The 12,121-nt window shown below is 35.1% G+C and carries 10 protein-coding genes and 1 tRNA gene; 7 read left to right on the top strand and 4 right to left on the bottom strand.

All coding sequences use genetic code 11. The features are described 5' to 3' along the window. The first annotated feature begins 1 nt into the window (after position 1). The 7 genes from EYD45_RS11520 (at position 2) to EYD45_RS11550 (ending at position 8,018) form a co-directional block, all read left to right on the top strand. Positions 2 to 3,265 carry an efflux RND transporter permease subunit gene (locus tag EYD45_RS11520; RefSeq protein WP_130964699.1) on the top strand — a complete coding sequence of 1,088 codons (3,264 nt, stop codon included), beginning with the start codon at positions 2 to 4 and terminating at the stop codon, positions 3,263 to 3,265. A 27-nt stretch (positions 3,266 to 3,292) separates the two neighbouring features. Beyond that, positions 3,293 to 4,609 carry a TolC family protein gene (locus EYD45_RS11525; protein WP_130964700.1) on the top strand — a complete coding sequence of 439 codons (1,317 nt, stop codon included), beginning with the start codon at positions 3,293 to 3,295 and terminating at the stop codon, positions 4,607 to 4,609. Positions 4,610 to 4,711: 102 nt separating this feature from the next. Next, on the top strand, positions 4,712 to 5,533 hold the full coding sequence (locus EYD45_RS11530; protein ID WP_130964701.1) for a leucine-rich repeat domain-containing protein: 822 nt from the start codon (positions 4,712 to 4,714) through the stop codon (positions 5,531 to 5,533). A gap of 74 nt (positions 5,534 to 5,607) precedes the next feature. Beyond that, positions 5,608 to 5,790, top strand: coding sequence for a CPXCG motif-containing cysteine-rich protein (locus EYD45_RS11535; protein ID WP_130964702.1), 183 nt, complete (start codon positions 5,608 to 5,610; stop codon positions 5,788 to 5,790). A 59-nt stretch (positions 5,791 to 5,849) separates the two neighbouring features. Further along, a tRNA-Met gene (locus EYD45_RS11540) sits at positions 5,850 to 5,922 on the top strand. A 54-nt stretch (positions 5,923 to 5,976) separates the two neighbouring features. After that, positions 5,977 to 7,329 carry a tyrosine-type recombinase/integrase gene (locus EYD45_RS11545; RefSeq protein ID WP_130964703.1) on the top strand — a complete coding sequence of 451 codons (1,353 nt, stop codon included), beginning with the start codon at positions 5,977 to 5,979 and terminating at the stop codon, positions 7,327 to 7,329. A 5-nt stretch (positions 7,330 to 7,334) separates the two neighbouring features. After that, on the top strand, positions 7,335 to 8,018 hold the full coding sequence (locus tag EYD45_RS11550; RefSeq protein ID WP_130964704.1) for a hypothetical protein: 684 nt from the start codon (positions 7,335 to 7,337) through the stop codon (positions 8,016 to 8,018). 905 nt (positions 8,019 to 8,923) lie between these two features. Here the strand turns inward: EYD45_RS11550 and EYD45_RS11555 are convergent. The 4 genes from EYD45_RS11555 to EYD45_RS11570 form a co-directional block, all read right to left on the bottom strand. Continuing rightward, positions 8,924 to 9,568 carry a hypothetical protein gene (locus EYD45_RS11555; protein ID WP_130964705.1) on the bottom strand — a complete coding sequence of 215 codons (645 nt, stop codon included), beginning with the start codon at positions 9,566 to 9,568 and terminating at the stop codon, positions 8,924 to 8,926. A gap of 167 nt (positions 9,569 to 9,735) precedes the next feature. Then, on the bottom strand, positions 9,736 to 10,563 hold the full coding sequence (locus tag EYD45_RS11560) for an alpha/beta fold hydrolase (RefSeq protein WP_130964706.1): 828 nt from the start codon (positions 10,561 to 10,563) through the stop codon (positions 9,736 to 9,738). Between the two features lie 171 nt (positions 10,564 to 10,734). Then, positions 10,735 to 11,535 carry a DUF1444 family protein gene (locus tag EYD45_RS11565; protein ID WP_130964707.1) on the bottom strand — a complete coding sequence of 267 codons (801 nt, stop codon included), beginning with the start codon at positions 11,533 to 11,535 and terminating at the stop codon, positions 10,735 to 10,737. Between the two features lie 89 nt (positions 11,536 to 11,624). Beyond that, entirely contained in the window at positions 11,625 to 12,002 is a 378-nt protein-coding gene (locus tag EYD45_RS11570; RefSeq protein WP_130964708.1) for a hypothetical protein, read from the bottom strand. Positions 12,003 to 12,121 lie beyond the last annotated feature (119 nt).

The raw sequence follows: 12,121 nt of genomic DNA on the forward strand, positions 1-12,121 counted from the left end.
TATGAGAAAACTTATTGCCTATTTTATTAAACATAGTGTCGCTGTAAATGTTGTTATAATAGCATTTCTAGTTTTCGGGCTTTTTGGTGCATTTAAGCTTAAATCTTCATTTTTCCCTTTAGTAGATTCTAAAAATATAAGTATCACCGTTACTTATCCGGGTGCTTCCCCACAAGAGGTTGAAGAAGGCATTATTCTTAAAATTGAAGACAATCTTAAAGGGCTTAATGGCGTAGAGCGCGTAACATCAACATCAAGAGAGAATAGCGGAAGTATTAATGTTGAAATAGAAAAGGGTAAAAATATTGATTTTATGCTGCTTGAGGTAAAGAATGCAGTAGACCGGGTACCCACATTTCCAGTAGGAATGGAACCTTTAATTGTTGCAAAACTAGAAGCATTAAGGCCAACCATTACCTTTGCAATAAGCGGAAATAACATACCGCTAGCTACCTTGAAGCAAATAGGGAGGCAGGTTGAAAACGATTTGCGCGCCATTGATGGTATTTCTCAAATTCAAATTTCAGGATATCCAGAAGAAGAGATTGAAATCGCCATTAATGAAACAAATCTATTGGCGTACAACTTGTCTTTTGCCGATGTGTCCAATGCTATAAATCAATCTAGCTTGATTACTACTGGCGGTAAAATAAAAACAGATACTGAGGAATATTTAATCCGGGCAAATTCAAGATCATATTACGCGAATGAGCTATCAAATCTAATTGTTAAAGCTGATGCCACAGGACGTATTATAAAGTTAAAGGATGTTGCAGTTGTAAGAGATAGATTTTCTGAAACACCTAATGCTAATTATTTCAATGGCGATTTATCAATTAATGTAACCATCACCAGTACAAATACTCAAGATTTAATTTCCTCAGCAGATAAAACTAAAGCCTACATCGAGGAGTTTAATCAGAAGTATGATAATGTGCAGCTTAATGTTGTTAGAGACCTATCTACAACTTTAGTACAGCGTACCGAATTACTCACCGAAAATGCTATAATTGGGATGATTTTGGTACTGTTATTTTTATCTCTTTTTCTTAACACACGTTTGGCATTTTGGGTAGCTTTTGGTTTGCCTATTGCTTTTTTAGGGATGTTTATGTTTGCGGGTTACTTCAATGTTACCATTAATGTGTTATCATTATTCGGGATGATTATCGTAATAGGTATTTTGGTTGATGACGGGATTGTGATAGCCGAAAATATTTACCAACATTATGAAAAAGGTAAGCTACCTGAACAGGCAGCTATTGATGGTGTTATGGAGGTGTTGCCTGCTATTCTTTCGGCAATAATTACCACGGTTTTGGCTTTTGCAATATTCCTGTTTCTAGACGGTCGTATAGGAGAGTTTTTTGGAGAAGTATCAGTTGTAGTTATTTTAACTTTAGCGGTATCACTCGTTGAAGCACTCATTATATTACCAGCACATTTGGCACATTCAAAAGCTTTACGAGTTCAAAATAAAGAGCCTAAGGAGGGTATTGCAGGCGTATTTCAAAAAGTATTTTCCAAACTTAGGTATATTAATACTTTGGGAGATAAGATCATGATGTGGCTACGCGATAAAATGTATAGTCCAACACTTAGATTTGCTTTAAACCATAAGTTTTTAACCTTCTCATTTTTTGTTGTGCTCTTTATTCTAACTAATGCCAGTTTTAAAGGAGGTATTATTCGCGGGGCGTTTTTTCCACAGATTGCCAGTGATAGAGTGAGTATTACGCTAAATATGCCCAATGGTACTAATGAAAGAGTTACAGATAGTATTATTAACCTAATAGAAAAAAAGGCAGTTGAAGTTACAAACGAAATTCATATCGAATACTTAGGAGAAAATGCAGAAGAGCACCTGGTGGAAAATATGATTAGAAATTTGGGTCCTGGTTCATCTGCAGCTTCACTAACCATCAATTTATTGCCAGGAGAAAAAAGGCCAAATGAAATTACGGCAGGTTTGGTTACCAACAAAATGAGACAACGTGTGGGACCTGTTTTTGGCGTAGAAAGTTTGGTGTACGGAAGCGGAGGTAATTTTGGAGGAAGCCCCGTTTCGGTATCTTTATTGGGGAATAATATTGATGAGTTAAAAGCAGTTAAAAGTGAATTAAAACAAAATCTTGAAAATAATATTTTGCTAAAAGATGTTACGGATAATGACCCTGATGGTATTAAAGAGATACGATTAGAGCTAAATGAAAGTGCCTATGCTTTAGGACTAGATTTAAGAACCGTAATGACCCAAGTAAGAGCAGCTTTTTTTGGCGCTCAAGCACAACGCTTTCAAAGAGGACAGGACGAAATCAGGGTTTGGGTACGTTACAATAGAGAAGAACGCTCCTCTATTCAAAATTTAGAAACTATGCGTATTCTAGCACCCAATGGGCAACGAGTACCTTTAAAAGAAATAGCAAATTACAGCATTGTAAGGGGCGATGTGGCTATCAATCACCTAGAAGGAAGGCGTGAAATTCAAGTTTCAGCAGATATTAAAGATCCTAAAAAGACAAGTGCTACCGATATTATGGCAGAAATTAAGGATGATATTATGCCAGAAATATTATCGCGTTATCCTACAGTTACACCTTCTTATGAAGGGCAAAACAGAGAGCGTTTAAAATTATTAAACTCCCTAGCACCTGTGGGTACGGTAGTATTAGTACTTATATATATTGTAATCGCATTTACGTTTAGAAGCTACAGTCAACCCTTATTGTTACTATTGCTAATACCATTTAGCTTACCAGCAGTAGCTTGGGGACATTGGATTCACGACTTTCCGGTAAATATTTTATCCATGTTAGGGATTATTGCATTAATAGGAATCATGGTGAACGATGGGCTTGTGCTTATAGGTAAATTCAATAATAATTTAAGAGAGGGTATGGGGTTTGATGATGCGCTTTACGAAGCAGGACGTGCGCGCTTTAGAGCTATTTTTTTAACCTCCATTACCACCGTTGCAGGATTGGCTCCTTTAATTTTTGAAGAAAGTAGGCAAGCACAATTTTTAATTCCAATGGCAGTGTCCATTGCTTACGGTATTGGGTTTGCCACAGTGCTAACCTTGATAGTTTTACCTATTTTCTTAGCGTTTAGTAATAGTGTAAAAACAACAGGGAAATGGTTGTGGACCAACAGAGAAGTTACTAAAGAGGAAGTAGAACGTGTTGTAAAAGAGCAAAATCATGAGCAACTCTCTGAAGTAAATAAGCCTTTAATTGAAAGTAGCTTTGTAAAAGGAGAGAAGTAGTATTTCAGCTAAAAACTAAAGAAAAGAATGAATAGACGTTTTTGTACCATAGTATCATTCATTATCACCGGATTCGGTATTTATGCTCAGGAATTAATAACTGTTGAAAAGGCAGTAGAATTGGCACTTGAGCATAACTATGGCATTAAAGTAGCTAATAGCTTAGTTGAGGTAGCAGAGAATAACACATCAATTTTAAACTCTGATTACCTACCAACAGTTACGGGAAACGCTGGGGCAACCTATAATCTAGATAATACCGAAGCCGTATTTGCAAATGGGGAGGTTACTAATCTAAACAACGCAGAAAGTTCAAGGTATAATGCATCTGTAAACTTAAACTATGTGCTGTTTGATGGCTTAGGAAGACGCTACAACTACAAAAGCTTAAAAGAGCAATATCAACTTACTGAGCTTGAAGCTAGAGAAACCATAGAAACCACATTATTACAATTGTTTTCTGTCTATTACAGTGTGGCGCAGTTATACGAGAATAAGAAAGTGCTTACTCAAACGCTTAATATTTCGAATGATAGGTTAAAGAGATCTAAATATCAGTTTGAATATGGGCAAGTCACCAAACTAGATGTTTTAAATGCCGAGGTTGATATTAATAACGATAGTATAAACCTCATCAATATATCTCAAGAACTAAATAATGCCAAAAGAGATTTGAACCTAGTTTTAGGTAATAGCGTATTAAAGGTTTTTGATGTTGAGACAGAGGTTAATTTTGCGATGCTTTTTAATAAAGAAGAATTACTTCAAAAAGCAATAGCTCAAAACGTTATATTACAGCAGGCAGATAAAAATATTCTTATTAATCAATATGAATTAAAAACTGGAAAATCTGAATATTTACCTACTATTGGTTTAACAGGTTCGTATGGATGGAACGAAAATAATAATAATGCAGCGGCGTTTTTAGCGGTATTAACCAACACTGGATTTTCGGGAGGTGTTAACCTTACTTGGAACCTTTTTGATGGAGGAAGAACTTTAACAAGAGTTAAAAATGCAAGGGTTAATCTTCAAATTCAAGAAATTCAAAAAGAGCAATTATTAGCTACTGTTAAAAGAGATTTTGAAAATGCCTGGGATGATTATCAAAATAAACTTACGGTATTTAAAATTCAAGAAGAAAATATAATAACGTCTCAAAATAATTTTGACAGAACATCAGAGAAATTTAAACTCGGTCAAGTGAATTCTATTGAATTTAGACAGGCACAATTGAATTTTATAAACGCAGAGCTTAGCAGAAACCAGGCAAAATATCAGGCAAAAATTGCTGAATTGGAAGTGCTAAGATTGAGTGGAGAGTTGCTAAATACACAGATTTAAGATATAAATGTTAAAGTTTAATGCATTTCATCGATAAAAATAGTTTTTTGTCTATTTGGTTACTATTTTCGTACATGAAATTAGTCCTTAATCAACCTAAAGATGAAAAACCTAAAGTATACAATTTTAACTTTTCTAATCTCATTTGCGGCTTTCGCTAATATCCCTAATAGTGAAAAAGAATCACTTTTAGCATTATACAATGGCACTAATGGTGCTGAATGGAATTCTGCATGGGACATCACATTACCTGTTGATACTTGGTATGGTGTTAAAATAGAAAACAATCATGTTGTTGAAATTAATTTACCCTTTAATAATTTAATCGGATCTTTACCTTCTGAAGTAGGTAATCTTTCAGAACTGGTAAAATTAAACTTAGGCTTTAATGGTTTAACGGGTAATGTGCCAACTGCATTGAGTAAATTACAAAACCTTGAAGTTTTAGAATTATTCATGAATAAGTTTGAAGGCGAAATTCCTGCTGAATTAGGGCAACTTAAAAAACTTAAGTCTTTAAAGTTATATAGTAACAAATTAACAGGAAATATTCCATTGCCAATAATGGGCTTAGTTAATCTTGAAGAACTTTTATTAGGAAGTAATTACTTGACAGGAAATATTCCACAAGAAATTCAAGCCTTAAAAAAATTAAAGAAGTTTAGTGTAATGGATAACAAGATGGATGGTGAAATTCCTGTAGAAATGGCTCAACTAACAGATTTGGAGGAGTTATTGTTGTCTACAAATCAGTTTACTGGAGATGTACCAATTGAATTTATAAACCTAACTAAATTAAATACCATTATGGTTAGCGATAATAAACTTAATACAGAGTACATAAGTGTTTCTGGTAAAAATCCACCATCGTTAATGTTGATTGAATCTAGTGCAACAGCAACGATAGATATTGAAAAAGAATAATTATAGAGTAAATTTTCATAAAATAGTTAATGGTAAAAAGATACGCACTAGCGTATCTTTTTTTATTTTTAAATATGAAAGAACACTTTTTTACATGTCCATACTGTTGGGAGCATATTTCGATGTTACTTGATGACTCTTTGATGACACAAGATTATATCGAAGATTGCGAAGTATGTTGTAACCCTTTGCAAATACAGGTTAAGTTTTTAAATTCTGAAATTGCAGAGTTTCAGGCAAGTAGTATTGAACAATAATTTTTTCCATATAAAGCATTGTTAAATCTAAAAAGGATTGTATATTTGCTGTCCAATATCGCGGGATAGAGCAGTAGGTAGCTCGTCGGGCTCATAACCCGAAGGTCACTGGTTCGAGTCCAGTTCCCGCTACTAGATGGAAATCCTCCAAAATCAACGGTTTAGTTCACTCTAAACCGTTTTTTTATGGAAAATATTCTCAATTTAATTACTTTAGACGTCCAAAATGAACACGATTTGGAACACGATTTCTCCAAAAAGCCCAATTTTTCAGAGCCAAAAATTTACGATGCAGATGGCGATCTAGAAAAACGGTGGTACGTCTATTTTTCATATAAAGATCCAAAAACGGGTAGGCTCAAAAGAATGAAAAATATCTACGGAAAAGTAAATAGCCACAAAACCAAGGAGGCCAGATATTACCTTTTGAGCGTTTATAAAAGACGTTTGTTGCGGCTTTTGAAGGCTGGTTACAATCCGTTTGAGAACAACACGGAACTGTACAAAAAACACCACCAAGAAACAACCACGTCACCGCCCAGTTTAATTAGCGGAAGCCCCGTGGAATCTGTTCAGGGAGTGGATAGCGAATACATAAAACCACTTCGTAGTACAAAACCACCTCAAAAGCGACAAAAGGCCATGGAGCTGAAAGCTGCCATTGATTTTGCGCTCAAGTTAAAGACAAACGTGGTGAGCGACCGCACTTTGTCTGACTACAGAAACCAGTCCGGAGGCCTGCTCAAATGGCTGGACAAAAACCGTAAGGACATCAAGACCATCGATGAATTGACCAAGGGAGTCATCGTTGAATTCCTCAATGAGATACAGCTAAAGACATCGGCAAGGAACAGGAACAATTTTAGGACATGCTTCAGCAGCGTGTTTCAGGTATTGGAGGACAATGAGGTCGTCCGACAGAACCCTATCAAGAACGTAACAAAGTTAAAGACCAACCCTAAACGCAACAAAACGTACTCACAGAAGCAACAACGGGAGATATTCGAATACCTTGAAAAGGAAGACCCCAATCTGTTACTGTTCATTAAATTTGTTTCCTACAACCTTTTGAGGCCCAAGGAGGTCTGCAGACTGCGGATTAAAGACATCAACCTAGACGACGGGACATTGCAGTTCAGGGCAAAGAACAAAGTTTTGAAGACCAAACTCATACCCAGTATTTTGATGGAGGAACTGCCCGACCTTTCCGTTATGGAGGGCGACCTGTTGCTGTTCACCAAAGATGGGATTGGCGGTAAATGGAAGGCAACCCTAGAGAGCAGAAGGGGCTATTTTACCGATCGCTTCAAAAAGGTAGTCAAGGACCATTTTGGCTTTAACGAAAACCATGGTCTTTACAGTTTTAGACATACCTTTATAACCAAGCTCTATAGGTCATTGGTAAAGCATGCCTCTCCTTTTTCAGCCAAGAGCTACCTGATGCAGATAACGGGGCATTCCAGTATGGCTGCTCTGGAGAAGTACCTCAGGGACGTTGATGCTGAACTGCCCAAGGACTATTCCAACCTTTTAAAATAAACCATATGGCCTTTAACAACGACTTGGACGATTTGATAAACGGACTTTACCGCCCGAGCATTTTTTATGTTCCAAAAATAGTAATGAAGGACGCCTCGGAAAAATCCAAGCAGGAACTGATTGATATTGGGTTTTTCGATACCTCTTGCATATTGAAGGCTGACGGCAGCCTTGAAAGTATAAAGAACGGTTTTATCGAAATACAAATGATTGGGAAAACGAACAAACTGGACAATAATGTTTTTCAGCTCCTCAAGTTCAGGGACCAACTTGCAACGGATTCCTTTCTCTTTATAAAGAGGGAATATATGCGTCACGTTTCGGCAATCGAAGTTGTCTATACATGGCTTTTGGATAATATAGGGGTTGAAACGGACTGTGTTACCGAACAGCAAAGGACGTGGTTCGAATACCAAAAGAACGCCGTTGCCCAACATGACGAAAAACTGAGGACAAAATTTTCATTGGCTGAGCGGGTGAAACGGATGGATTTTTCAAAAATGAACATAAGGGTCCCGAACCTTTTTAAGAACAAGCGATACGGCGAACTATTCACTGAGTCTTTGGAAGATCACAAAAGGATTAAAAAGCAGACCAAAGGAAAACGGTACAAGTTGACCGATAGTGAAGCGGACAAGTATTTGTTGAAGACCGTTTTCAATGTGGATTTTTCCAAGATTGTTGATTGACCGTGTTAATTAATTACTCAAAATTGGTGGGCCACAAAAAAAAATTCCAATTTGTATATATTTTTTTGGGGTAAACTTCGCTTTTTTGACCGCTTCTGAATTCAATATCAATATATAGGCAACAGTTGTTGATGATAATTATGGTTTTTGTGGAAATAATAAACCACCAGAAAAACCACCCAACATATTGATTGTGCTTTTTTGGTTAAATCGGTGTACTGATATAAATAAGTTGGGGCGAATTTTGTTTGACCTGAACCCACCCCAAAAAACAGTCTTGGGCAACATGGTATTGGGGTAAACTCTGCTTTTTAGACAATACGTGTATTCAATATCAACAAATAAGCAACAGTTGTTGATAGCTAGAAATGAAGACAATTATTGCTTCTGATGAAAAAAAAATTATGTGGTACATCAAGGTATTTTGATGAACACACAAAAAAGGAGTTGGTGGTGATAATTGTGGTTTTTTGTGGAAATAATAAACCACAAGAAAAACCACCCAACATATTGATTGTGCTTTTTTGGTTAAATCGGTGTACTGATATAAATAAGGTGGGGCGAATTTTGTTTGACCTGAACCCACCCCAAAAAACAGTCTTGGGCATCATGGTATTAGGGCAAACTTTACTTTTTTGACAAAACCTGTATTCAATATCAACGAATAAGCAACAGTTGTTGATGGATGGAGGTAAAGACAAATATCGTTAATAATTAAATTTATGAACGAATTGTAGCCATTGGAAAGAACAAAAAAACTAGCGTTAATAGCAGTGTCAAACAAACTTGTGGTAAAGGCTTTTACTATTTTAAAAAGTCGATTGTTCTAAGATGAAAGTGTAGTTTCTAAATTAGCTTTAAATTGCTTGTTTTTTAACTCAGTTCTTTGTTAGCTACTGTGCTTTTTACGTGTTATGGTTTATTTTTACTATTAATTTTCTATTCGGACAAAGAATGTAAAAGTCAATATTCCCAACTCCATATCTGTGCATATAATACTCATACGCATAGTAATTTCCTTCTTCATAGAGTAAGTCCTCTAATTCAAATTCCAATTCGTCAAGAGTGCTGTGAGCAAAGTCCAAAAACTTTTTCTCCTGCTTGTCAAATGGTGTTTTTTTCCAAAATTCAGGTTCCCAATGATTCCTTAATTCGGTTCTTGGATGTTTGGTAAAGAATTCTTCTTTTGGATTTTTAAAATATTCCGCTGTTTGGTCGTCAATTTTGTAAATCCAAATTGAATATCCATCTCCATTAAAATCTCTTTCTGTTTCGTATTCGTAAATCAAGTCGCCATCATTAAATTCAAATCCAGTCAGTTCGATGTTGTAATTCCTTTCATCAGCTTGTTCTATTGGATTCCAAAATAAATTTGAGCCTGGTAATATTTTAAAATAGAAGCCTGGAATCAAAATCAGAATTAAGAGTATTACTGAAAGTCGATAGAATTTACGTTTGTTTTTTTCCTTAAGTGCTTTGAACATTTTCCACGCCAAAACAGGATAAATCAGAACTATAATTAAGGTTAAAAACAGAAATAATAATATCATCTATGAAGTTTGTTTCGGCATTGTAGCTAACGTGATTGTGTATGGTTAGTTGCGCTGGGAACTAAGATAGCAAAAGGGGACGAGTCTGAGGAAAATTCGGAGAATTTTCCGATTAGGACTTACCATACTCAAGCAATTAATTATACACGGTGTTGGCACCTGTGCTTTTAGTCATTTTTATTCCATTTTCCGGTCAGAAATTCGAGCGATACTCTTTTAAATTCTGTTTGAAAATCCTCATTTAAATGTGGCGTATGTCCGCCGTGAGGAACAATCCAAAGCCAACTATTAGGGATGCCTTCGTGCATTTCTATACCGAGTTGCAAGGGAACAAAAGGGTCATCATCACCTAATACCACTAACCAATTGGCTTTAAAAGTATTCAATTTATCTGATGTAAAAGAAGGATTATTTTCGTTAACATTTCTATATTCCCAGAAAGCTTTTGCTAAATATTCCTGTTTTTCAGGACCATGGCTTTTCGCAGCATTCATGAATCTCTCTATTCCTGACCTTGCAATAATCTCTCGACATTCTGTACTAAAGTAAATGTGACCTCCAATGGTGATAATAGATTTAAATCTTTCAGGTTGCATTAGATTTAGATAATGTAGTGTCGTACCACCACCACTTGCACCAATGGCGTTAACCTTGTCTAATTTTAAAGAATCGAGCAAAGCGAGTATAATCTTTGCGTACTCCTCATCATTAAAATCTAAATCTTCTTTATTATAAATGTCAGAACGTCCATGACCTATCATATCGACTGCGATTGTCCTGAATTGCTTTGAATAATCTTTTGCATAGGGTTTCCAGTTATCGGCAGTTCCAAAAAACTTATGTAGAAGTAAAAGGGGTTCTCCAGTTCCGCTATCTTCATAATAAATTTTTGTTCCGTTATAGTTAAAGAACTTTCCATTTGGATTAACTTTCACTTGTCCATATGAAACGGGATAAGCTAAAAAAACTAAAATAAAGATTGTGAATCGTTTCATAATTTCATTTTTTGAAGTTGCTATTGCATTGGTGCCAACGTTGTTGTATATGGTTTGTTGCGTGGTTTAAGCACTAAATTTAGCAAATAAAAACCGAATAGAAAATCCGCGAGGATTTTCGTAAGTAGGCTAGAACCAGCAATAAATTATATACGGTGTTGCCAACAGTATTTATTTCCACGGTTCAAATTTTCCGTTTTTATATTCAAATATTTTATCCGAAACTAAATGGTCTCCTGATTGATTAATTTCGTCAATTGCGTTCTTTAATTTCTCAATGTTGTCTTTGTCGTTTGTTCCAGTAATAAACACAACATCTCTTGCTGGAATTCCAATTATTAAATTTCCGTTGACTGGAAAGTTTTCCTTATTCCAAATGTCAAATAAAATTAAACTTGCTTCATAATCTCCACCAGAAGTTAGCATAAAATAGCCATTTTCTCCGTGTCTTTCCATTTTAGAAACTACCGAATTTAGATTTTCAATTGCCCTTTCTTTTATAGTTTCAATTCCGACATTCAGTTGCTCAAATTTTTCTTTTGTGAAATAACTAATTGTGTTTTCTTTATCCTCTGCATAAAATATGTATAATTCAGAATTATACTTTTCGTAAACGTGAGTATTTTCAAAATTCTCAACGATTTTAGAACTCTCAATTAAATATCTTTTGTCTTTAATTATTGGAACTATTCTTTTTAAATGGATTGGTTCTTCTGGAAGAAATAGGTCTTTCGAAGCGAATGTATATTTTTCAATTACGTTCTTTAAATCTTTCGGGTCATTTTTATATTCAGCGTACGAGTTGTCCAAAAAATGTTGATAATTGTCAGAATCTTTTAGTTTAGTAACAACTTCAAGTCCGTTGATTGAAACTAATTCCAAGCCTTTAACTTTCTTTTTTAATTCAGTGAAAAATTTTTCGGCAAATTCCGATTCTGTTAAGTTAGATTTTGATTTAAAAAATGAAAGCATAAATGTTAACTATTCGGTTTTTTATATTGTTGGCAACGGTCTGGCTAAGGCAAGTGCGCAAATCTTCACACAGTTATTGCGCATTTGCTTTAGCCTTTGTTGTGGCTAGTTTTTTTTATTTTTCTTTTATCAATATCAATCTTAGCACAGAAATGCATTTTACTATCAATTGATTCAACTCTCATTAATTCTTTATCAATTAAGATTTGACGAGTCAATTTTTCATTGGGGTTAAACTCTTTGAACTGGTCTTCCCAATAGGTCAATAGAATTGTGTCATTGTTTAGAGAATATACTCCCCTTGCAGTGTTGACTCCGTTATATAACAATTGAAATTCACTTCCCTTTTCGTACAGAGTTATACTGTGCAACTCGTCATAGGCACTAAATATTTTATCATTTCTATTTGAGCAAGACTGACTGAATAGTAGAACAAGAATTGATATTATCAGTAATATTCTTTTCATTTTTCAAATGTCTAGTCCTGAAATATGGCTACAGGTTAAAAATTGATTTACGCTGTTTTTAAACCTGCCTTGCCGGCAGGCAGGTATACCATATTTGGTGTTTTATAATCTAAAGATAC

The organism is Hyunsoonleella flava (genome assembly GCF_004310325.1).
GTDB lineage: Bacteria > Bacteroidota > Bacteroidia > Flavobacteriales > Flavobacteriaceae > Jejuia > Jejuia flava.

What these genes read in the sequence shown, in the direction of transcription:
- EYD45_RS11550 (WP_130964704.1), top strand. Translation starts at nt 7,335, where the DNA reads ATGGCCTTTAACAACGACTTGGACGATTTGATAAACGGACTTTACCGC.
- EYD45_RS11560 (WP_130964706.1), bottom strand. Translation starts at nt 10,563, where the DNA reads ATGAAACGATTCACAATCTTTATTTTAGTTTTTTTAGCTTATCCCGTT.
- EYD45_RS11570 (WP_130964708.1), bottom strand. Translation starts at nt 12,002, where the DNA reads ATGAAAAGAATATTACTGATAATATCAATTCTTGTTCTACTATTCAGT.
- EYD45_RS11520 (WP_130964699.1), top strand. Translation starts at nt 2, where the DNA reads ATGAGAAAACTTATTGCCTATTTTATTAAACATAGTGTCGCTGTAAAT.
- EYD45_RS11535 (WP_130964702.1), top strand. Translation starts at nt 5,608, where the DNA reads ATGAAAGAACACTTTTTTACATGTCCATACTGTTGGGAGCATATTTCG.
- EYD45_RS11555 (WP_130964705.1), bottom strand. Translation starts at nt 9,568, where the DNA reads ATGATATTATTATTTCTGTTTTTAACCTTAATTATAGTTCTGATTTAT.
- EYD45_RS11545 (WP_130964703.1), top strand. Translation starts at nt 5,977, where the DNA reads ATGGAAAATATTCTCAATTTAATTACTTTAGACGTCCAAAATGAACAC.
- EYD45_RS11525 (WP_130964700.1), top strand. Translation starts at nt 3,293, where the DNA reads ATGAATAGACGTTTTTGTACCATAGTATCATTCATTATCACCGGATTC.
- EYD45_RS11530 (WP_130964701.1), top strand. Translation starts at nt 4,712, where the DNA reads ATGAAAAACCTAAAGTATACAATTTTAACTTTTCTAATCTCATTTGCG.
- EYD45_RS11565 (WP_130964707.1), bottom strand. Translation starts at nt 11,535, where the DNA reads ATGCTTTCATTTTTTAAATCAAAATCTAACTTAACAGAATCGGAATTT.